At 38.6% G+C, this 21,418-nt stretch carries 20 protein-coding genes; 6 read left to right on the forward strand and 14 right to left on the reverse strand.

Annotation, left to right across the window (positions count from 1 at the left end):
- Window positions 1-2: 2 nt before the first annotated feature.
- From DV424_RS03305 to DV424_RS03315, 3 genes are read right to left on the reverse strand one after another with little or no spacing between them, the layout of a single operon-like run.
- Window positions 3-869 carry a MurR/RpiR family transcriptional regulator gene (locus tag DV424_RS03305; RefSeq protein ID WP_005625613.1) on the reverse strand — a complete coding sequence of 289 codons (867 nt, stop codon included), beginning with the start codon at window positions 867-869 and terminating at the stop codon, window positions 3-5.
- The gene (locus tag DV424_RS03310) at window positions 862-1,764 is read right to left on the reverse strand and encodes an N-acetylmannosamine kinase (protein ID WP_118859061.1); all 903 of its coding nucleotides are present in this window, start codon (window positions 1,762-1,764) and stop codon (window positions 862-864) included. The genes DV424_RS03305 and DV424_RS03310 overlap by 8 nt, the downstream gene beginning before the upstream one ends.
- Window positions 1,765-1,808: 44 nt before the next feature.
- A complete protein-coding gene (locus DV424_RS03315) occupies window positions 1,809-2,495 on the reverse strand; it encodes a putative N-acetylmannosamine-6-phosphate 2-epimerase (protein WP_118859062.1) in 687 nt (228 codons plus the stop codon).
- Window positions 2,496-2,853: 358 nt separating this feature from the next.
- On the opposite strand from DV424_RS03315, the gene DV424_RS03320 reads away from it, so the two are divergent.
- The 5 genes from DV424_RS03320 (at window position 2,854) to DV424_RS03340 (ending at window position 9,063) form a co-directional block, all read left to right on the forward strand.
- Window positions 2,854-3,840, forward strand: coding sequence for a sialic acid TRAP transporter substrate-binding protein SiaP (locus DV424_RS03320; RefSeq protein ID WP_118859063.1), 987 nt, complete (start codon window positions 2,854-2,856; stop codon window positions 3,838-3,840).
- Between the two features lie 71 nt (window positions 3,841-3,911).
- The gene (locus DV424_RS03325) at window positions 3,912-5,762 is read left to right on the forward strand and encodes a TRAP transporter large permease subunit (protein ID WP_118859064.1); all 1,851 of its coding nucleotides are present in this window, start codon (window positions 3,912-3,914) and stop codon (window positions 5,760-5,762) included.
- Between the two features lie 123 nt (window positions 5,763-5,885).
- Window positions 5,886-7,013 carry an N-acetylneuraminate epimerase gene (locus tag DV424_RS03330; RefSeq protein WP_192880637.1) on the forward strand — a complete coding sequence of 376 codons (1,128 nt, stop codon included), beginning with the start codon at window positions 5,886-5,888 and terminating at the stop codon, window positions 7,011-7,013.
- A gap of 88 nt (window positions 7,014-7,101) precedes the next feature.
- Complete coding sequence (nagE, locus tag DV424_RS03335) at window positions 7,102-8,565, forward strand: N-acetylglucosamine-specific PTS transporter subunit IIBC (protein WP_118859066.1); 1,464 nt, start codon at window positions 7,102-7,104, stop codon at window positions 8,563-8,565.
- Between the two features lie 63 nt (window positions 8,566-8,628).
- Window positions 8,629-9,063, forward strand: a complete 435-nt coding sequence (locus DV424_RS03340; protein ID WP_118859067.1) for a methyltransferase family protein — start codon at window positions 8,629-8,631, stop codon at window positions 9,061-9,063.
- A 42-nt stretch (window positions 9,064-9,105) separates the two neighbouring features.
- On the opposite strand, the gene hflC is transcribed toward DV424_RS03340, so the two are convergent.
- The 11 genes from hflC to yceD form a co-directional block, all read right to left on the reverse strand.
- Window positions 9,106-9,993, reverse strand: coding sequence for a protease modulator HflC (hflC, locus tag DV424_RS03345; RefSeq protein WP_118859068.1), 888 nt, complete (start codon window positions 9,991-9,993; stop codon window positions 9,106-9,108).
- A complete protein-coding gene (hflK, locus tag DV424_RS03350; protein WP_192880638.1) occupies window positions 9,993-11,228 on the reverse strand; it encodes an FtsH protease activity modulator HflK in 1,236 nt (411 codons plus the stop codon). Before hflK ends, hflC begins: the two co-directional genes overlap by 1 nt.
- A gap of 120 nt (window positions 11,229-11,348) precedes the next feature.
- On the reverse strand, window positions 11,349-12,056 hold the full coding sequence (locus DV424_RS03355) for a 4'-phosphopantetheinyl transferase family protein (RefSeq protein ID WP_118859070.1): 708 nt from the start codon (window positions 12,054-12,056) through the stop codon (window positions 11,349-11,351).
- Window positions 12,057-12,115: 59 nt separating this feature from the next.
- On the reverse strand, window positions 12,116-13,447 hold the full coding sequence (locus DV424_RS03360) for an anaerobic C4-dicarboxylate transporter (RefSeq protein WP_118859071.1): 1,332 nt from the start codon (window positions 13,445-13,447) through the stop codon (window positions 12,116-12,118).
- Window positions 13,448-13,651: 204 nt separating this feature from the next.
- Entirely contained in the window at window positions 13,652-13,882 is a 231-nt protein-coding gene (gene acpP, locus DV424_RS03365) for an acyl carrier protein (RefSeq protein WP_005627318.1), read from the reverse strand.
- A gap of 272 nt (window positions 13,883-14,154) precedes the next feature.
- On the reverse strand, window positions 14,155-14,883 hold the full coding sequence (fabG, locus tag DV424_RS03370; protein WP_118859072.1) for a 3-oxoacyl-ACP reductase FabG: 729 nt from the start codon (window positions 14,881-14,883) through the stop codon (window positions 14,155-14,157).
- Between the two features lie 12 nt (window positions 14,884-14,895).
- Window positions 14,896-15,834: an ACP S-malonyltransferase gene (gene fabD, locus DV424_RS03375; protein ID WP_118859073.1), complete on the reverse strand. Its 939-nt coding sequence runs from the start codon at window positions 15,832-15,834 to the stop codon at window positions 14,896-14,898.
- Between the two features lie 625 nt (window positions 15,835-16,459).
- A complete protein-coding gene (locus tag DV424_RS03390) occupies window positions 16,460-17,410 on the reverse strand; it encodes a beta-ketoacyl-ACP synthase III (protein WP_118859075.1) in 951 nt (316 codons plus the stop codon).
- 20 nt (window positions 17,411-17,430) lie between these two features.
- Window positions 17,431-18,450, reverse strand: a complete 1,020-nt coding sequence (plsX, locus tag DV424_RS03395) for a phosphate acyltransferase PlsX (RefSeq protein ID WP_118859076.1) — start codon at window positions 18,448-18,450, stop codon at window positions 17,431-17,433.
- A 22-nt stretch (window positions 18,451-18,472) separates the two neighbouring features.
- Window positions 18,473-18,643, reverse strand: coding sequence for a 50S ribosomal protein L32 (gene rpmF / locus DV424_RS03400; RefSeq protein WP_005544470.1), 171 nt, complete (start codon window positions 18,641-18,643; stop codon window positions 18,473-18,475).
- A 22-nt stretch (window positions 18,644-18,665) separates the two neighbouring features.
- Window positions 18,666-19,190 carry a 23S rRNA accumulation protein YceD gene (gene yceD / locus DV424_RS03405; protein WP_118859077.1) on the reverse strand — a complete coding sequence of 175 codons (525 nt, stop codon included), beginning with the start codon at window positions 19,188-19,190 and terminating at the stop codon, window positions 18,666-18,668.
- A gap of 362 nt (window positions 19,191-19,552) precedes the next feature.
- On the opposite strand from yceD, the gene DV424_RS03410 reads away from it, so the two are divergent.
- A complete protein-coding gene (locus tag DV424_RS03410; protein ID WP_118859078.1) occupies window positions 19,553-21,418 on the forward strand; it encodes a pertactin-like passenger domain-containing protein in 1,866 nt (621 codons plus the stop codon).

The raw sequence follows: 21,418 nt of genomic DNA on the forward strand, positions 1-21,418 counted from the left end.
TCCTATTTTATACGTTGTTCAAGAATCACATTGAGAGTTTTTTGCTTGGTTTGAGCTGCAAGTTCTTCTTCGCCCTGCACTAACAAAGCATAAATTAAATCTAATACAAAAAGCTGTGCAATTTTGGTACCAATGGAGTCACCTTGTAGCTTCCCTTGTTTATTACCATTTACCAAAACATAATCAGCATATTCTGTAACGGGGGAACGCAAACTGTGAGTTAATGCCACTGTCGTTGCACCGTTTTGTTTAGCAATTTTGAGTGTGTGCGCTGTTTCTGCGGAATATCCGGAATGACTTAAACCAATTGCCACATCAGAAGACGTAAGTAATGCCGCCTGCATATACATAAAATGATTATTGCCTGTTGCATCCACTTGAAAACCGATACGCATCAATTTATTTTTCGCATCTTCAGCTGTCACACCAGATGATCCCACGCCAAATAAAAAGATACGACGTGCTTTTTTAATGGCTTTAACGACTTGTTCAAGCTGTTTCAAATCTAATAAATTAACCGTTTCTTCCATTACATTAGAAACTGCCGCTTGCAACTTTTGTGCAATCGTTAAAGAATCATCACTCGGCATAATTTCTGTTTCGAGCACAGTTTCATCATTGTTATCTTTCGTGGCAAGCTCAATGGAAAGTTCTAATTTAAAATCGCTGAAACCTTTAAAACCAATGGTTCGACAAAAACGGACGAGCGTAGCTTCTCCAACTTCCAAATGTTTAGCGATTTCTGAAAGGGGACATTGAGACACCAAATCAGGGGAACGCAAAATCGTATCAGCAATTTTTTTCTCTGATTTAGTTAAGCTATGGTAAAGCGAACTAATAGTGTTTAACACATTTCCGGATTTAGCCATAAATTGTTCCTTTTGGTTTATCAAGCAGAACATCTTTCACCCAATAAGCTGCGCCCACTAATCCTGCATCTTGACCAAATTTGGCAGATTCAATGTCACAGCTATATACAGCAGGCATATCCTGTAAGAAGCGTTTGACTAATGGTAAATAACCTTCAGCCAACCCGACACTACCACCTATAACGACTTTTTGTACATCTAATCCAATCACTAAATCTGCCACTAAATTGGCAATGGCTTGGGCTGAACGTTCTATAAGTGCGGTAGCTTTTTCATCATTTTTTCTAAAACGTTCAAAAACTTCTTTTGGCTCACAAGGATCATCCCATTGGGAAGACACTGCTTCAATTGCACGCCCTGCCGCAACGGCTTCTACACAACCTCGACGACCGCAACCACACATTGGGCCATTTGGATCCGCTAATGTATGCCCGATATGTCCTGCGATTCCCTTTAGACCAGTTTGTAATTGTTGGTTTAATATGACACCGCCACCGACGCCAGTAGAAACCGTAATAAAAACAAAGTTTGATACTTTCTCTGGATCTTGAAGTTGATATTCCGCATAAGTCGCGGCTTGTGCATCATTTAATAAACCAATTGGTTTATCCGTGTGTTTAGCAATACTTTCTTTTAGTGGAAATTGATTTAAACCACCCAAATTTTTAGGATTAAGTGCGGTTAAAACACCATCATTTATAATACCGGTTGAAGCCACCGCCACATAATCAAATTGCCCCGCATAATGATTAAGAAGTTGTTCCAATGCTTGATGCATTCCTTCTACCACATTTTCACGCGGTGTATGAATTTGCTGGCGTTGTTCAACTTCGCCGTTTTTTACGATAGCCGCTGCGATTTTTGTACCGCCAATGTCTAGAGCTAAACAACGCATAACTTATCCTTATAATATGAAGTATTTTCTCACATGTCTTACGACTATCTTGCAGATTTCACAGAATTAGCGAACCAACTCACGATATGCTCAAGACGAGTTAAGGCTGAACCAACGGTTACGCAATCTGCGCCAATTTCAATGGCTACTTTTGCCAATTCAGGGGTGTTATAGCGACCTTCTGCCATCACAAAACAACCTGCAGCTTTTAAATCTTTCACTAATTGATAATCAGGTTCTTTGGGAACTGGACCACTTGTATAACCAGACATTGTGCTACCCACAATATCAAAACCGAGTTTTTGACAATACAAGCCTTCTTCTAAATTAGAGCAATCTGCCATAGCCAAGCAGCCCATTTCATGGATTTTTTTCACCGCACTTTCAATATCAACTGGGCGAGGACGGCTGGTGCCATCTACCGCAATAATATCTGCCCCAGCATTGGCAAGATCTTCAATATCTTGCAGAAATGGCGTAATACGAATCGGACTATCAGGTAAGTCACGTTTTACAATACCGATAATTGGAATGTTTACAAAAGGACGTGTCGCTTTAAGGTTATCTACACCTTCAATACGTAAACCTGATGCGCCACCAGCCACAGAAGCTTGGGCCATAGCAGAAACAATTTCTGGTTTATCCATTGGGCCATCATCAACAGGTTGGCAAGAAGCAATGAGACCATATTGAATTTGAGAAAGCACATCTTGATGAGATAATTTCGACATAATATCACTCCTAAATATATTGAGGCCGATAATGCTCAAATGCTTTATTACAAGCCATCTAGGCGTTAGCATTATTTAGGCTCAACCATCCTCAAAAATATAACTGAGCCTGCATTTTCGTCAGTGCTTGGCATTATATAAAAACATAACTCCATTTTAAAAGTTTTTTTGAAGTATTTTTTTGCAAATGTGATCTACCTCTCAATTTTGAAATAAAACTTCAAAGAGCAGTTCAAAAAGTATTTTTTTACTTTAGAATAGCGTCCGAGTCGTTTTTTGATGTCTAAAACATCAAGTATTCACTTTTAAGCTGAGCCAATTATGGCTTATATCAACATAGGTTCACACAGGAGCGAACATTATGAAATTTACTAAACTTTTCCTTGCAACTGCTATCACATTAGGCGTTTCTTCAGCCGTTTTTGCCGCAGATTATGACTTAAAATTTGGTATGAATGCGGGTACTTCATCTAATGAGTACAAAGCCGCAGAAATGTTTGCAAAAGAAGTAAAAGAAAAATCACATGGTAAAATCGAAGTTTCACTTTATCCAAGTTCACAACTTGGTGATGACCGTGCCATGTTAAAACAATTAAAAGATGGTTCTCTTGATTTCACTTTTGCTGAATCAGCTCGTTTCCAATTATTCTATCCTGAAGCCGCAGTGTTCGCGTTACCCTATGTCATCACCGATTACAACGTTGCGCAAAAAGCCTTATTTGACACTGTATTTGGTAAAGATTTAATTAAGAAAATGGATAAAGATCTTGGTGTTACTCTACTTTCTCAAGCTTATAATGGTACACGTCAAACAACTTCAAACAGAGCAATCAATAGCATTGCAGATATGAAAGGCTTAAAACTTCGTGTACCAAATGCTGCAACTAACTTAGCGTACGCAAAATATGTAGGCGCATCTCCAACACCTATGGCATTCTCTGAAGTATATCTTGCACTTCAAACTAACTCTGTAGATGGTCAAGAAAACCCATTAGCAACAGTACAAGCACAAAAATTCTATGAAGTGCAAAAATTCTTAGCGATGACTAACCACATTTTGAATGACCAACTTTATTTAGTGAGTAACGAAACTTATAAAGAATTACCAGAAGATCTTCAAAAAGTAGTCAAAGACGCCGCTGAAAATGCAGCAAAATACCACACTAAATTATTCGTAGATGGCGAAAAAGATTTAGTGACATTCTTTGAAAAACAAGGGGTGAAAGTAACTCGTCCTGATTTAACGCCATTCAAAGATGCGATGAAACCATTCTATGCTGAGTTTGTAAAACAAACTGGTGAGAAAGGTGAAAAAGCATTAAAAGAAATCCAAGCTATTAAATAATCTCTATCATGTGCGCCAGCAATTTGGTTGGCGCACTCATTTTCGTTCTCCACAATCTCTCGGAGTGAAGTATGAAATTTTTTAACAAACTTGAAGAATGGATTGGTGGCGTACTGTTCCTTGTCATCTTCGGTATTCTTGTAGCCCAAATTCTATTCCGTCAAGCTTTCCACTCGCCGTTAATTTGGAGTGAAGAACTCGCTAAATTATTGTTTGTATATGTAGGTATGCTCGGTATTAGTGTTGCTATCCGCAAACAAGAACACGTTTACATTGATTTCTTAACCAATTTAATGCCACCTTCAGTTAAAAAAGTCGCAAACTCTTTTGTACAGTTAGTGATTTTCCTTGGTATTATTTTCTTTATTCATTTTGGTATCAAAACTTTCCTTGGCTCTAGTTTCCCGATTGATGCATTAGGTGGAATTTCAGAAAAATGGATTTACGCTTCTTTACCGATCATTTCTATCCTAATGTTAGTGCGCTTCTTCCAAGCACAAGCGGACAATTTTAAAGAAGATAAAAGCTATTTACCGGCGACATTTTTCATTGTAAGTGCGGTCATTTTATTAGGCATTTTATTTACGTTCCCAGAGTGGTACAAAGTATTACGCATTACAGAATATGTGAAATTTGGTTCTAACTCTGTATACGTTGCCCTAATATTCTGGCTAGTTATTATGTTCCTTGGTGTGCCGGTAGGTTGGTCATTATTCATCACCACATTGCTTTATTTCTCCATGACCCGATGGAATGTGGCAAACGCAGCAGCTGAAAAACTGACCATGAGTTTAGATAGTTTCTCATTACTTGCTGTGCCGTTCTATATCCTAACGGGTATTTTAATGAATACTGGCGGTATCACAGAACGTATCTTTAACTTCGCAAAAGCCTTACTCGGTCACTACACTGGTGGTATGGGTCATGTAAATATTGGTGCAAGTTTATTGTTCTCAGGAATGTCAGGTTCTGCACTTGCTGATGCAGGTGGCTTAGGTCAATTAGAAATCAAGGCTATGCGCGATGCAGGTTATGATGACGATATTTGTGGTGGTATCACTGCAGCATCTTGTATCATCGGTCCATTAGTTCCACCAAGTATCGCCATGATTATTTACGGTGTAATCGCCAACGAATCCATTGCGAAACTCTTCGTTGCAGGTTTTGTACCAGGCGTACTCGTTACGATTGCCTTGATGTTCATGAACTACTACATCTCTAAAAAACGTGGTTATCCAAGAACACCAAAAGCAACTCGTGGAGAACTTTGCACATCATTCAAAAAAGCGTTCTGGGCAATTTTAACCCCATTACTCATCATCGGTGGTATCTTCTCTGGCTTATTTAGCCCAACAGAATCTGCCGTTGTTGCTGCGACTTACTCCGTCATCATTGGTAAATTCGTTTATAAAGAATTAACCATGAAAATGCTCTTCAATAGCTGTGTTGAAGCTATGGCGATTACGGGTGTGGTTGCATTAATGATTATGACTGTGACCTTCTTCGGAGATATGATCGCGCGTGAACAAGTTGCAATGCGTATTGCAGATGTATTCGTTGCTGTAGCTGATTCGCCACTTATGGTATTAGTCATGATCAATGCGCTCTTGCTCTTCTTGGGTATGTTCATTGATGCATTAGCATTGCAATTCTTGGTATTACCAATGTTAATTCCAATCGCAATGCAATTTAATATCGACTTAGTATTCTTTGGTGTAATGACGACTTTGAATATGATGATCGGTATCTTAACACCGCCAATGGGAATGGCTCTCTTTGTGGTGGCGCGTGTGGGTAACATGTCTGTATCTACTGTAGCTAAAGGTATATTGCCGTTCTTAATCCCAATATTCTTAACATTAGTATTAATTACGATTTTCCCACAAATCATTACTTTTGTGCCAAATCTATTGATGTCTTAACACTAAAGTGCGGTTAAAAAAAGCAAGGCTTTTATAACCGCACTTTTTTTATAAAATAAATCCTATTCAATGCGGTTTTATGAATAGCAACCCATAAACATAACTTAATAAATGAGGTTTATTATGAAATTGACAAAAACAGCATTATGCGCCGCACTTTTTGCAACTGTTGCATTTTCAGCTAACGCACAAGCCTATCCAGATTTACCAGTAGGCATCAAAAGCGGAACGGGCGCACTCATCGGTGATACCGTATATGTAGGCTTAGGTTCTGGTGGCAATAAATTCTATTCTTTAGACTTAAAAGATCCTACTGCACAATGGAAAGAAATTGCAGCATTCCCTGGTGGTGAACGTAATCAACCTGTTGCAGCAGCTGTAGATGGAAAACTTTATGTATTCGGTGGTTTGCAAAAAAATGAAAAGGGCGAACTTCAACTTGTTAATGACGCTTACAGCTACAATCCAGCTGATAATACTTGGATGAAACTTCCTACCCGCTCTCCGCGTGGTTTAGTGGGTTCAAGCAGCGCATCTCACGGTGATAAAGTTTATATTTTAGGTGGTTCTAACCTCTCTATATTTAATGGTTTCTTCCAAGACACCGTAGCAGCTGGTGAAGATAAAGCAAAAAAAGATGAAATCGCAGCCGCTTATTTCGATCAACGTCCAGAAGATTATTTCTTCACAACAGAATTATTGAGCTATGAACCATCAACCAATAAATGGCGCAATGAAGGTCGTATTCCATTCTCTGGCCGTGCTGGCGCGGCATTCACTATCCAAGGTAATGACTTAGTGGTTGTTAATGGTGAAGTGAAACCAGGTCTTCGTACCGCAGAAACGCATCAAGGTAAATTCACTGCTAAAGGTGTGCAATGGAAAAACTTACCTGACTTACCTGCGCCAAAAGGTAAATCACAAGATGGTTTAGCCGGCGCACTCGCAGGCTATAGCCATGGTCATTATTTAGTCACGGGTGGAGCAAACTTCCCTGGTTCAATTAAACAATTCAAAGAAGGCAAACTTCATGCGCATAAAGGTTTAACCAAAACATGGCATAACGAAGTTTATACTTTAAATAACGGTAAATGGAGCATCATTGGTGAATTACCAATGAATATTGGCTATGGTTTCTCTGTGTCTTACAACAATAAAGTATTGCTCATCGGCGGTGAAACTGACGGTGGTAAAGCGTTAACCAGCGTCAAAGCCATTAGCTACGATGGTAAAAAATTGACCGTTGAATAATTTGGCATAGAATAATGTATAAGGCTTGAGGCAAAGAATGGGCTCAAGCCTTTTGATTTCATCAAAATATAAAAATTAAGGAGATTATATGAGTGTACTTAGTTACGCACAAAAAATCGGTCAAGCCTTAATGGTACCTGTGGCAGCCTTACCTGCTGCGGCATTATTAATGGGTATTGGCTATTGGATTGACCCAGATGGTTGGGGTGCAAACAGTCAATTAGCCGCATTATTAATTAAATCTGGCGCAGCAATTATTGACAACATGGGCTTACTCTTCGCAGTAGGCGTAGCGTTTGGTCTTGCAAAAGACAAACACGGTTCCGCCGCACTTTCAGGTCTTGTTGGTTTCTACGTAGTAACTACCCTACTTTCCCCTACTGGTGTAGCACAATTACAACACATTGATATTAGTGAAGTGCCAGCAGCATTCAAAAAAATCAATAACCAATTTATAGGGATTTTAATTGGTGTGATTTCAGCTGAACTTTACAACCGTTTCTATCAAGTTGAATTACCAAAGGCACTTTCGTTCTTTAGCGGGAAACGCCTCGTGCCAATTTTGGTTTCTTTCGTGATGATAGCCGTATCATTTGCCTTACTCTATATTTGGCCTCATATTTTCAACGCGCTCGTTTCATTTGGTGAATCCATCAAAGATTTAGGTGCAGTAGGTGCGGGAATCTACGGTTTCTTCAACCGCTTATTAATTCCTGTTGGCTTACACCATGCCTTAAACTCTGTATTCTGGTTTGATGTAGCGGGTATCAACGATATTCCAAACTTCTTGGGCGGTGCTAAATCCATTGCCGAAGGCACTGCAACTGTGGGTGTAACTGGTATGTATCAAGCTGGTTTCTTCCCAGTGATGATGTTTGGTTTACCAGGTGCTGCCCTTGCGATTTATCACTGTGCAAAACCAAATCAAAAAGTACAAGTGGCCTCAATTATGCTTGCGGGTGCATTAGCTTCTTTCTTTACAGGAATCACTGAACCGCTTGAATTCTCATTCATGTTTGTTGCACCTGTACTTTATGTATTGCATGCATTATTAACGGGTATCTCTGTCTTCATTGCAGCTACAATGCACTGGATTGCAGGATTCGGCTTTAGTGCTGGTTTAGTGGATATGGTACTTTCTAGCCGCAATCCACTTGCTGTTAGCTGGTATATGTTGCTTGTACAAGGTATTGTATTCTTTGCTATCTATTATTTTGTGTTCCGTTTTGCAATTAATGCCTTTAATCTCAAAACGCTAGGACGTGAAAATAAAGCAGAAACAGCTGCAGCCCCAACACAAAGCAATCAATCTCGCGAAGAAAGAGCGGTGAAATTTATTGCGGCTTTAGGTGGTTCAGAAAACTTCAAAACTGTGGATGCTTGTATCACTCGTTTACGCTTAACTTTAGTTGACCATCACAATATTAATGAAGATCAACTTAAAGCGCTTGGTTCAAAAGGTAATGTAAAATTAGGCAATGATGGATTACAAGTCATTTTAGGGCCTGAAGCTGAACTTGTAGCAGAAGCGATTAAAGCAAAATTAAAATAAATTTTGACCGCACTTTACATGCCGTCTATCACTAGGCGGCATTTTTATTAATGAGATTTAGCGATGTTATTTATTCCACCACCACTACTCTGTTTATTAATTGGCGCTGCAATGTATTTTTTGCCAAAAGTAACTAGTTACTCTGTCCATTTTGCAGTTATTGCCTTTGTCATTACTCTTTCATTTTTGATTGCTGGAGGCAGTGTATTACAATTTTTTATACGCAAAACGACCATCAATCCTCATGACTTTAAACATACAACACAATTAGTTTCTACAGGCATATTTCGATTTAGCCGTAATCCAATGTATTTAAGTTTGCTGTTAATGTTAATTGCGTGGGCTCTTTGGTTAGGTAATAGTTTGGCTTGGTTAGGCGTGATTGTCTTTATACTAGTTATGAATCGCTTTCAAATAGCTCGAGAAGAAGCCTATTTGGAAAGTAAATTTGGCGATGAATATCGTCGTTACAAACAAAAAGTAAGACGCTGGCTATAAAAAAACACCTTCACGATGAAGGTGTTTTTATCAATTTTAAATCTATTTCTTCGGTGCCTGCATAAAGCGGAAGAAATCACTATCTGGTTTTAAAATCATAATATTGTCAGAATTTGCAAAACTCGCTTCATAGGCTTTTAAGCTACGTACAAAAGTAAAGAATTGAGGCTCTTGTGCAAAAGCATCTGAATATAATTTTGCCGCTGCAGCATCGCCTGAACCTCGTAATTCTTGTGCAGTTTTATTTGCATTAGCAAGAATCAACGTCACTTTACGATCTACATCTGCTTGGATAAATGCAGCTTTTTCTTTACCTTGAGAACGGTGTTCACGCGCGACTGCATCACGTTCTGCACGCATACGTTGGTAAATTGAAGAAGATACTTCGTCCGGTAAATTAATTTGTTTTACACGCACATCAATCACTTCAATACCCAATTCTGCCGTACTATCTTGCCCTGAATTTAAAGCTTTTTTGGCGCCTTCCATTAATTCACCACGCGTACCAGAAACGATATCTTTAATGGTTCTTGTACCAATTTCAGAACGCAAACGGTCGTTTACTTTACGACTTAACAAGCTTGAAGCTTGGGTATAATCGCCACCACCAGTAGATGTGTAGAATCGACCAAAATCACTAATCTTCCATTTCACATAAGAATCTACTAGCAAGTCTTTTTTCTCAACAGTAACAAAACGTGTTGCCGATCCATCTAAAGTACGAATACGTGCATCTAAAACTTTAATGCTATCAATCAAAGGCACTTTAAAATGCAAGCCTGGCTCATAGACAACCACTTTGTTATCTGCATCACGCTGTACTTTGTTGAATCGCAACATAATACCGCGAGTACCTTCCGTCACGACCACGACACTGGAATACACCACTGCCGCAATGACAAAAATAGCTGGTAATAAAAATTTACGCATTAGTTAAATCTCCCTTGGCGAATCGGCTCAACAGTGCTTGGTAGTTGGATTGAAGAATGATTAATACGCTCTGGCTGTGATAAAACAGGCGCAGATTCTACCGCTCTTTCTGTTACGGCTGGCGCTTTAGCTGATACTTTTTTACCCATGATTTGTTCTAACGGTAACACAGTTAAATTGTTACCATTATTGCCATCAAGCATCACTTTTGACGTATTTGCCATGACTTTTTCCATGGTTTGAATATATAAACGCTCACGTAGTAAATCTGGTGCAGCTTTAAATTCAGGCAACAAACGCTGCAAACGTTCCACTTCGCCTCGTGCATCTAACACGATACGATCTTTATAAGCTGTCGCTTCTTCAATAATACGTTGTGCATCACCACGCGCAATCGGCTCTTTCTCTCGGGCATAGGCTTCCGCTTCACGAATAAAACGTTGTTCATCTTCCTGCGCTTTAATCGCATCATCAAACGCATCTTTTACTTCTTCAGGTGGGCGCGCAGATTGGAAGTTCACATCAATAACCTCAAGTCCCATATCATAGGATTTAATAATGTCATTTAACGCTTTCCACGTATCTTCACGAACAACCGCACGGCCTGTTGTTAAAATATCATTCATTGACATATGGCCGATCACATAACGCAATGCACTGTCAGTTGCTTGACCTAGACTGTCATCCGCATTCGTCACGCTAAAACGATATTTTGCAGGATCTTGCACGCGATATTGCACAGTCATTTCTACACGAACCATATTTTCATCTTTAGTCAGCATTGAACCTTGTGTGCGAAGTTCTTTAACTTGCTCTACATTCACTGGCAATACTTTATCTACAAATGTTGGTTTCCAGTTCAACCCTGGTTGAACAATAGAATGCAACTCACCAAAACGAAGCACCACACCACGCTCAGCCTCTTTAATGGTGTAGAAACCACTTACGCCCCAAATAATCGCACCAATGGCAACAGCAAGCGGCACCACTTTTCCAAAATTAAATGGCGTATTGTTTTGAGAACTACCATTGTTTTGACCGCTCTTTTTATTTCCACCACCTAATTTTCTGAGAAGGTTATTAAAAATCTCCTCAATATCTGGCGGAGATTGCTCTTGATTTCCACGATTTTGATTGTTATTCCATCCATTATTATTGGATGAATTTCCCGGCTGTTGGTCGTTGCTTTGCCCTGGTTTACTCCAAGGATCGAGATCTGAACCGTTCTGTGACATTTCATTCTCCATTTGTCAAAAATTGTTAAGAGTTTAGCTAAATAAATGGGGCGCGTCTATGAAAATACAAGGCTTTTTAGGCAATAAAAAATCCTTGATTTTACACAAAGATTTTCTTGATTAATTCACATTATAAAGAACGAATTTTTGAAGTTCTTTTATCTGTAAACTTTCCCCACTCCATTCATAAAAGTGCGGTAATTTTTCTTGATGATTGACAAAAGCGGCTAAATAAACAGGGAGTTCATCAGTAAACCATAACTGCCCCTGCGGACAATAATCTGAAAAAATTTTTTGTTGTTCAGGAAAATGACGAACATTGGATAATTTTACGATTCCAAATCCTTGAGATTTCAATACAGCCTCTCTCAAACACCAACAACGATAAAAAGCCTTCAAAGAATCCTGCTGATGATGAAACCAATCAATTTCTTCTTTTGGTGCAATATGTTCCATCAACGCCGTAAAATTTCTTATTTTAGGAAATTCAATATCAATTCCCACCGCACTTTTTTCTTCATTTCTAATATCTAATATTACCGCCACCCAATCACCTGAATGGCTGATATTAAAATCTATTCGCTCATCAAGAAAATAAGGTCTGCCACTTTCAGTACGATGAATTTGAGATAAAAGTGCGGTGGATTTTCCTGATATTTTTAGAAGTTGGAAAAGCAATAAGTGAGCAAGCCGACGACACTGATGACGCTGAAAAACACGCGAGCTATCTGTTTCAATTTGATATAGATTTTCTGGAATCAGTTCATCGGGTAACGATTCCACAGAAAAAGGTTGATTTATATTGCCGTAGGCGATGTAGGTTGTCATAAAATAAAAGCACCATTCAAAGGTGCTTTTATATTAAAAGGATTTAGTTTGTGTGTAAATTAGCGAATCACTAATTCCGCCATAGAAACACCGACTAAGCAAGCGACAACAACCCCAATTAAACCTGGCACCATGAAACTGTGGTTAAAATAATATTTACCAATTTTCGTTGTACCCGTTACGTCAAAGTTTACTGTTGCAATGTCTGATGGATAATTTGGAATGAAGAAATAGGCATAAGTTGCTGGCATTAAACCAACCAAGATTGGTGCTGGAATACCTAAGCCAATACCAACAGGTAATAACATAACTGCGGTTGCAGCTTGGCTGTTAATTACGACAGAAACTGCAAATAATGCTAACGCGAATGTCCAAGGATAAGTTTGAACCATATCAGTAATCGCAGCTTTAAATTCTGGCATTGCATATTGGAAGTAAGTATCACTCATCCAAGCAATACCATAAATCGCAATCGCTGCCACCATACCAGACTTAAATACCACGCCATTTGGCACGATTTGAGGATTCGTTTTCGTTGCGAGTAAAATCACACCACCAAAACAAAGCATCATCATTTGGATGATTAGCGACATGGAAATTGCTTTTCCGCTACCGATAGTACGAATTTCAGGAATCATCGCAATCGCAACAATCACCACCAAGGCTAATAAGAACAAATAAACAGATTTTTTAGCGCCTTGTGGAAGGGCTTCATTCAATGTTGTGCTTGTGGTATTTAAAATACGTTCGCTCCATACGGGATCTTGTAAACGACGTTGATATTCAGGATCTTGTTCCAACTCTTTACCACGACGCATACTATATAAAGAAAGCGCTATCGTACCTGCTAAGGTTGCAGGAACTGTCACACAAATAATATCTAACAAACTAATATGCTCAAAACCAGGCATTGCAGTAATTTTACCTAGATAGAAGACAACAGCGGCAGAGAGTGGACTAGATGTGATGGCTAATTGAGATGCCACCGAAGACGCCGCCATTGGACGTTCTGGACGGATTTTGTTTTTCAATGCAACATCACCAATGATTGGCATAATTGTGTAAACAGAGTGACCAGTACCAAGCATAAACGTTAATAAATACACGACTAATGGGCCGAGTAAAGTGACACGTTTTGGATTTTTACGGAGAATGCGTTCGGCAATTTGTAACATAAATTTCAAACCGCCTGCAGCTTCAAGTACGGATGCACAAGTCACCACCGCAAGAATGATGAGCATTACATCAATCGGTGCTTTCCCCACTGGCATACGGAATACGAAAACTTCTATAGCAAGACCGATACCAGAAACAACACCTAATCCGATACCACCGTAACGGCTACCGATATAGAGCATTAATAGTAAAAATAAAAATTCTAAGTAAAGCATAAACACCTCAAAAACGAAAAACTATGCAAATAATACTTCTTTTTAGGCATATAACTAAATAATTTTTTAAAATTTAAACCAAGATTTTAAGTAAAAGATAATTTAGATCAATTTTACAATGCTGGAATAAGAGAAAAGTGCGGTAATTTTAGAAAGAAATTTTTGAAAAAAATTAGGCGACTTAAAAAGTCGCCCAACTTGAAATTATTGATTGTTTTGCACGTAGTCAATCGCAGATTGAACAGTTGTGATTTTTTCAGCTTCTTCATCTGGAATTTCGATATCGAATTCTTCTTCTAAAGCCATTACTAATTCAACTGTGTCTAAAGAGTCCGCACCTAAATCTTCAACGAAAGAAGCTTCAGATTTAACATCTTCTTCTTTAACACCTAATTGTTCAACGATGATTTTTTTCACGCGTTCTTCAATACTCATTTGTTTTTCCTATTTTGTTGGTTTTAACTCATAAAAGAGCGGTTAGTGTATGTATTTTTTATCAACTTGCAACTATTTTATAGGCTGGTCGCACCACAAAATGGACAATCTGAATACACACATTAAAAATAGTTACGTACCTTTGCATACGCTCAAGGCGTAACCAAGCTACACTGCGAATGGGATTCTAACATTATCTAAAATCTTTGGCTATGATTTTGTGTTTAGAACGCCACTCAAGTCTAAATAAAGAGAAATACTGATTTTCAGCATTAGCTCATATATAAACCACCATTTACATGCAACGTTGTGCCTGTAATGTAAGCCGCATCATCAGAAGCTAAGAAAGCTACAGCTTTAGCAATATCTTTGGCTTCGCCTAAACGACCGGCTGGAACATTAGATAAAATACCCGTTTTTTGTTCATCAGTAAGCACTTCTGTCATATCCGTTGCAATAAAACCTGGTGCAACCACATTTACAGTAATACCTCGTGCAGCCACTTCTTTTGCTAAAGATTTAGAAAAACCGATCACACCCGCTTTTGCTGCACAATAGTTAGCTTGTCCTGGATTACCCATTGACCCCACCACTGAACCAATATTGATGATGCGACCAAAACGTTTTTTCATCATTGAACGTAACATGGCTTTAGAAAGATGATACACCGAAGTTAAGTTAGTTTGCATAATATCAAACCACTCATCATCTTTCATACGCATCAATAAATTATCGCGAGTAATACCAGCGTTATTCACGAGAATATCAATATCGCCAAAATCATTTTTAATTTGCTCAAGTAAAGTTTCGATAGATTCCTTATCCGTTACGTTTAAAACTAAACCTTTACCTTTATCTCCTAAATATGCAGAAATTGCCTCTGCACCTTTTTCAGATGTTGCAGTACCAATTACAAATGCACCTTTTGAGCTAAGTTCTTCTGCAATCGCACGACCGATACCACGGGTAGCCCCTGTCACTAAAGCAATTTTACCTTGCATTTTTTCTTCCTTTTACGCTAAAAATTCTTCTACAGCATTGAATGATGCAACATCATTTACTGATATAGCTTGTAAATCACCCACAATGCGTTTGGTTAAACCATTTAATACTTTACCCGGCCCCACTTCAACAAACGCTTGAACACCATCTTGCGCCATTTTTTCAACTGTTTCAGTCCAACGAACTGGGCTATATAACTGACGAACAAGTGCGGTACGAATTTCTGCACCTTCAGTTTCAGCTTTCACATCAACGTTATTTAATACCGATGTTGTTGGTGTATTAATTTGAATATTCTCAAGTGTTACCGCTAATTGCTCGGCTGCAGGTTTCATTAATGCACAGTGAGAAGGTGCGCTCACAGCTAACGGCAATGCACGCTTCGCCCCCGCTTCTTTACATAATGCAGTCGCACGCTCAACTGCAGCTTTCGCTCCAGCGATAACGACTTGGCCTGGTGAGTTAAAGTTCACCGCAGATACAACTTCACCCTCCTCTGCTTGTTTACAAGCATTAATAATTGCTTCATTATCCAAACCAATAATCGCATACATTGCACCAGTACCTTCAGGCACAGCTTGTTGCATTAATTTTCCGCGCAATTCCACTAATTTAATCGCATCTTGGAAATCCAACACGCCAGCACAAACTAACGCAGAATATTCACCTAAGCTATGGCCTGCCATCACTTCTGGTTTTAATTGAGGAAATTTTTCTTGCCATACACGATAAATAGCGACTGACGCTGCCAAAAGTGCGGGCTGTGTTTGCCAAGTTTTATTAAGTTCTTCAGCTGGGCCTTGTTGAACAAGATGCCATAAATCATATCCAAGCGCATCAGATGCTTGTTTAAATGTTTCAGTAACGATTGGATATTCAGTGGCAAGATCAGCAAGCATACCGACAGTTTGGGAGCCTTGGCCTGGGAAGACCATTGCGAATTTTTTCATTATGTTTTGTCCTATTGTTTTAATTAAAAATATTTTTCGATAATTGACATCAGGGTTTCGCCGATGGCGACTTACTTTTTCTTTGCCTCGCCAAAGAAAAAGTAAGCAAAAAGAAAAGCGACCCTGCTTTTCCTTGTTTCCTTTGTTCCATTGAATTTGCTTAACGGAAATTTTCTGAACTCGCTGCGCTCAAACAGACGAAAATTTCCTACAAATTCAATTCCACAAAGGTGGAAAAGAAGGGAACCCAATTTGTTCTTTCTCCGATTTAAAGTGCAGTCAAAACTCAAAATATTTTTTGTTCTTAAAATGAACTTAAAATTAACCACACTTTTTAAATAATGCTCCGATAAATTCGGGGCCCCATATAAATCGCCTTTGCGACTTTCAATTTTTAGGCAATTTGCGTCTGTTTGAGCGCAGCGAGTTCAGCAAATTGCCGTTAAGAAAATTGAAACAAAGCAAAGAACAGCGATTTAACTGGGGCGTGTTTCCTTTGCCTACTTTCTTTTACACGAGTAAAAGAAAGTAGGTCGCCATCAGGCGAAACCTGACAATAAAATACCAAAAGTGCGGTCAAAATTAACCGCACTTTTTAAACCGCTTGCATATTCTAACAAACTAATTAGAAACGCACTAACGCTGAACCCCAAGTCCAACCACCGCCAAAGGCTTCTAATAATAGTAACTGCCCACGTTGAATACGGCCATCTCGAACAGCTTCATCTAAAGCGATTGGCACTGTTGCTGCACTATTATTAGCGTATTTATCTAACGTTACCACCACTTGCGACATATCCATTTCTAATTTTTTAGCTGTCGCTGTAATAATACGTAAATTTGCTTGGTGTGGTACAAGCCAGTCTAAATCTTTTTTATCTAAATTATTTGCTAAAAGGGTTTCTTCCACCACATTTGAAAGTTCACGAACTGCCAATTTGAACGTTTCGTTACCTTGCATCTCGATATATCCAGATTTTTCTACACCACGTTCAGGTTGAGCTAAAACAAGCGCATTATGTTTATCAGCTGAGGCGTGTAAATGGGTGGAAATAATTCCTTCTTGTTCACTCGCTTCTAAAATTACAGCACCCGCACCATCACCAAATAGCACAACAGTGCTGCGATCTGTTTCATCTAATTTACGAGAATTGAGATCTGAACCAATCACTAAGGCTTTTTTCACTTTTCCTGCACGAATAAATTGATCGGCTACGCTCAATGCATAGACAAAGCCTGTACAAGCTGCTGCCAAATCAAAAGAAATCGCATCATCAATATTTAATAACCCTTGTACTTGGCACGCGGCACTTGGATAAGCATGTGAATTACTTGTAGTTGCAACAATAATCAGTTCAATATCTTGAGGATTAATTTCAGCAGCTTCGATCGCATTTTTTGCTGCTTCAAATCCCATTGTTGCAACAGTTTCATCTGCCGCTGCGATACGACGTTCACGAATACCGGAACGAGTGACAATCCATTCATCTGATGTATCAACCATTTTTTCCAATTCCGCATTGGTGCGGATGTAGCTTGGTAAATAACTACCAGTAGATAAAATTCTGCTATTCATAATAAATAAAAATTAAGTCATTAATAACGAGCAAGCCCAGCCAATATTTTTTCTGGAAGTTGCTGGCGAGCTTGGAAAGCGGCATCAGCAATAGCATGTGCAAAAGCATTCACGTTTGCGCTACCGTGACTTTTCACCACCACAGCTTTTAAGCCGATAAGCGATGCACCATTATATTCGTCTGGATTAATATGTTTCAAGCGTTGATAACTTTGTTTGAAAAAATATCGCATTATCCACGCCAAAATCGGTTTTAAACGTGATACCCTCGATTGATTTTTAAATAAAGACAACAAATTTTTTGCCGCCCCCTCAAGGGTTTTTAACGCGATATTGCCAGCAAATCCCTCACTAACAATAACATCTACGCGACCATTCAACAAAGCATCACCCTCAATAAAACCAACATAATTAAGTGCGGTAGATTTTTCTAACAAATTTGCGGCTTCGCGAATAGATTGATGTCCCTTAATAGCTTCTACACCAATATTTAATAAACCAATGCGCGGATAAACAAGATGAAGATGATTTTCTGCAAAAATCGCGCCCATTTGTGCAAATTGATAAAGATTTTGCGCATCACATTCCACATTTGCGCCTAAATCTAACATCACCGATTTTTCACCATTTATCGTAGGAATAAATGAAATTAATGCAGGTCGATCAATCCCTTGTAAAGGCTGCAATAAAATCTTCGATACCCCCATTAACGCCCCTGTATTGCCCGCACTGACACAACCTTGCGCTTCGCCACGTTGTACAGATTCCAATGCTAAACGCATTGATGTACCTTTACTATGACGCAACGCATAAGATATGCCTTGATTATTTTCGATAACACTTGAGCAATGTTGAACTTGTATTCGTTCTAAAACGGATTGAGAGCAATTATTCAGAAGAGGAGAAATTTGTTGGCTATCGCCAAAGAGGATTAAAGAAAGCATAGGATCATTTTCCAATGCTAAAAGAGAGGCAGGGATAGTAATACGGGGACCAATGTCCCCGCCCATCACATCTAACGCCAAGGTTAGACGGTTCAAGTGAACACCTATAAGTAAAAAATTACTTATTAATCACTTTACGACCACGATAGTAACCGTCTGCAGTTACGTGGTGGCGTAAGTGAGTTTCGCCGCTTGCTTTATCTACTGATACTGCAGCAGTTGTTAAAGCATCGTGTGAACGACGCATATCACGACGTGAACGAGATTTTTTGTTTTGTTGAACAGCCATTGGCCATACTCCTAAATTTAATTTACTTTTGCTTTAAATTAGCTAATACAGCGAACGGGTTCGGTTTTTTTGCCAATTCTTCAGGCAATTCGCCAAAAACCTGTTCCTGCGCGGACACTTCACAGTGTTCAGATGAATGCATTGGTACAAGCGGCAAAGCTAAAATTAGCTCATCTTCCACCGTGCCAATTAAATCTATTTCGCCAAACTCATTGAACTCGATTGGCTCATAAATTTCGGGCAAGTCATCAGCTTGATCCCAATTAGCCACTGGACTATAAGTAAACTCACATTCCAATGTTTGTTTGTAAGGTTCGTTACAACGCTGACATTCTAATTCAACATCAACTTGTACTTTACCTTTCATCACCACTAATTTTTGTGGATCAATATAAAACGATAATGTTACCTGTGCATCGCTGAGCACGTTTACCACTGATTCCGCCAAACGCTCAAGCTGATTAGCAGCATAATAGCCAACATAATCAAGCCGTCTTTGAGCATCTTTTACCGGATCAACGGTGAGGGGTAGTTTTACCTTTTGCATAGGGCGTGAATATTACCTGTTGTTGCGAAGATAGTCAAAGGGAAATCAATAAATTTCTCAAATTTACACTAGAGCAAATTTTATTTACTTTCAATTCAGATAAATTAGTTTCATCCTTAATTTTATGCACACTTTTTTTATGTGTTGTTAATCTAGACAAAATTTGAGCTCAATCTATTCACCACTAAAAATTCGCCCCGAATAGCTCAAAAAAAAACAATTTTAGTTTAAAAGTTAATCGGGTATAGGTATGATTAGGCGGTTAGGTAGAATCCTATAACAAAAAATGAAGTTAAAACACTCCGCACTTTTAATTTCATTTATAAATAAAAATAGCGAATCATTATAAAAATAAGGTTATTATGAAAAATCGAAAAATATTACTACTTGTTCTTTTAGCTCCTCTAATCGCACAAGGAAAGGTCATTGAAAATCCAAACTATACCTTAGTGTATGCAAAAGCAGGGGAAACCACTTCATATACCTATGATGCAGCTACTGCAAATAAACCTTTAAACTACCTTATCATTGCAGCTCAGGGTGGCAGCAATAACATTACTATAAAAGGGAAGTTAGGGGATAATCCTACGGTTCCTGCACCAAGTACGTTTGAGACACATAACATTGTGCGTGATATCACAGAAGGAGACTATAAGTTTACCTATCGACGCAGTGAAAAGATATCGACTGGCGCTGTGTTAATCGCAGATGGAAGTACGGAAGGAAATAATACGATTACTTTTGAGAATGTCACTATCGACAATCATGCTGCCGCTGCGGGTATACAGACTCACGATCAAATCACGAATAAGATAGGAGGTAGTTTATCTCCTGCATTGCTGACTTTCAAAGGCGTTAATACCATAAATACCCATTTGGATGATGACAAATTGACTAAGGCTGAGAAAGAGCAATCAAATGGTATTCATCTATTCAATAATAGTTCCAGAGTAGGGGAGTACCATGTTCGTTCAGAAAAAGGCTCTACATTGAATATCGATGTGAAGTCAGGTACACACTATTCTCGTGGGATTTCTATTAATCATTATAACAATAAGACTGGTTCAACCGATATTGATACAGCATATCCAACGAAAACCATGATGGAATACGATGGTGATGTGAATATCAAGGTAGAGAGAAACGGTCATATGAATGCTGAAAATTATGGAGTTGGCTTAACTGCTCGGGCTAATAAAAGGAATAGAGGTCATATTCCTGATGATTCTAAAATGGAAGTCACATTTCGGGGAAATCTTAATATCGATGTGACGCCTGTATATGATGACAAGGGGAATCCTAAGAGTATTGGAGACGCTATAAGTGTAGAGGGAAAAAACAGCAAAGTTGATATTGTTGGTGAAGCAGACAAGGTTGTTCAAATCAAGGGGGATATTCATGCCTATAATAGTGGTGTGGTCAATGTTAATTTAGGTAATGAAAACTCCTATTTTGAAGGTGAAGCGCATATTGGGAAACAAGCTTATACATCTAAGCAAAACCTGTTTGATGAAACAGTAGATGCAGATGATAATGTAATGCTCAATAATACAAGAGACATTGAGCGTAAAAAGAAACAAATTGATTCTTGGACAAAAAGTTTAAATAAACCCACAGTAAGTGAAAAGTTAAAAGAAAAATTAAAGAAACGGATTGCTGATACGGAAGCTGAGATTCAGCGAGCTAAAGAATTTTTTGATGAAAATGGTATTATCAAAAATGATGTCATCGATAATACGAAAAATGCTATTAATCTAACCATGAGTAATGGGGCTCGTTGGAAAGTAACAAATGATTCTATGATAAAAGAATTAGACCTATCGAAAGGTGCTGTTGTAGAGTTCGGTAATAATAAGAAATTAGTCAATGTTTCCGTAAAAAACTTAAAAGGCAATGCAGGCACCTTAAAAATGTATGGTGATATAGTCAAACGTGAATCAGATCAATTGATTACCAGAAAAAGCAGTGAAGGAGCGCATATTATTGAATATGAAGATAAAGATAAAGATAAAGCGACTGCGAAAACAACAGGAAAGGAATACCTTAAACTTGTTGAAAATAGAGGCGATGAAAAAGATAACAAAGCGATTTATAAACTGAATGTCCGCTGTACCGAACAAGGGGCTTACTGTTTTTCCATAGGTGAATCTACAGATTCTAAAATAGTCGATATTAAGACTGACAATAAACACGATTTCTATCTTCATCCTGCCACTTTGAGTTCATGA

Origin of the sequence: Haemophilus haemolyticus (assembly GCF_003493605.1) — a bacterium.
GTDB classification, from domain to species: Bacteria; Pseudomonadota; Gammaproteobacteria; order Enterobacterales; family Pasteurellaceae; genus Haemophilus; species Haemophilus haemolyticus_J.

Coding starts and splice junctions, on each gene's coding strand:
- hflC (WP_118859068.1), bottom strand. CDS start 9,993: ATGCGTAAATTTTTATTACCAGCTATTTTTGTCATTGCGGCAGTGGTG.
- fabG (WP_118859072.1), bottom strand. CDS start 14,883: ATGCAAGGTAAAATTGCTTTAGTGACAGGGGCTACCCGTGGTATCGGT.
- DV424_RS03410 (WP_118859078.1), top strand. CDS start 19,553: ATGAAAAATCGAAAAATATTACTACTTGTTCTTTTAGCTCCTCTAATC.
- DV424_RS03340 (WP_118859067.1), top strand. CDS start 8,629: ATGTTATTTATTCCACCACCACTACTCTGTTTATTAATTGGCGCTGCA.
- DV424_RS03330 (WP_192880637.1), top strand. CDS start 5,886: ATGAAATTGACAAAAACAGCATTATGCGCCGCACTTTTTGCAACTGTT.
- DV424_RS03355 (WP_118859070.1), bottom strand. CDS start 12,056: ATGACAACCTACATCGCCTACGGCAATATAAATCAACCTTTTTCTGTG.
- fabD (WP_118859073.1), bottom strand. CDS start 15,834: ATGAAAAAATTCGCAATGGTCTTCCCAGGCCAAGGCTCCCAAACTGTC.
- DV424_RS03325 (WP_118859064.1), top strand. CDS start 3,912: ATGAAATTTTTTAACAAACTTGAAGAATGGATTGGTGGCGTACTGTTC.
- DV424_RS03390 (WP_118859075.1), bottom strand. CDS start 17,410: ATGAATAGCAGAATTTTATCTACTGGTAGTTATTTACCAAGCTACATC.
- DV424_RS03315 (WP_118859062.1), bottom strand. CDS start 2,495: ATGTCGAAATTATCTCATCAAGATGTGCTTTCTCAAATTCAATATGGT.
- acpP (WP_005627318.1), bottom strand. CDS start 13,882: ATGAGTATTGAAGAACGCGTGAAAAAAATCATCGTTGAACAATTAGGT.
- rpmF (WP_005544470.1), bottom strand. CDS start 18,643: ATGGCTGTTCAACAAAACAAAAAATCTCGTTCACGTCGTGATATGCGT.
- yceD (WP_118859077.1), bottom strand. CDS start 19,190: ATGCAAAAGGTAAAACTACCCCTCACCGTTGATCCGGTAAAAGATGCT.
- hflK (WP_192880638.1), bottom strand. CDS start 11,228: ATGTCACAGAACGGTTCAGATCTCGATCCTTGGAGTAAACCAGGGCAA.
- nagE (WP_118859066.1), top strand. CDS start 7,102: ATGAGTGTACTTAGTTACGCACAAAAAATCGGTCAAGCCTTAATGGTA.
- DV424_RS03310 (WP_118859061.1), bottom strand. CDS start 1,764: ATGCGTTGTTTAGCTCTAGACATTGGCGGTACAAAAATCGCAGCGGCT.
- DV424_RS03305 (WP_005625613.1), bottom strand. CDS start 869: ATGGCTAAATCCGGAAATGTGTTAAACACTATTAGTTCGCTTTACCAT.
- DV424_RS03360 (WP_118859071.1), bottom strand. CDS start 13,447: ATGCTTTACTTAGAATTTTTATTTTTACTATTAATGCTCTATATCGGT.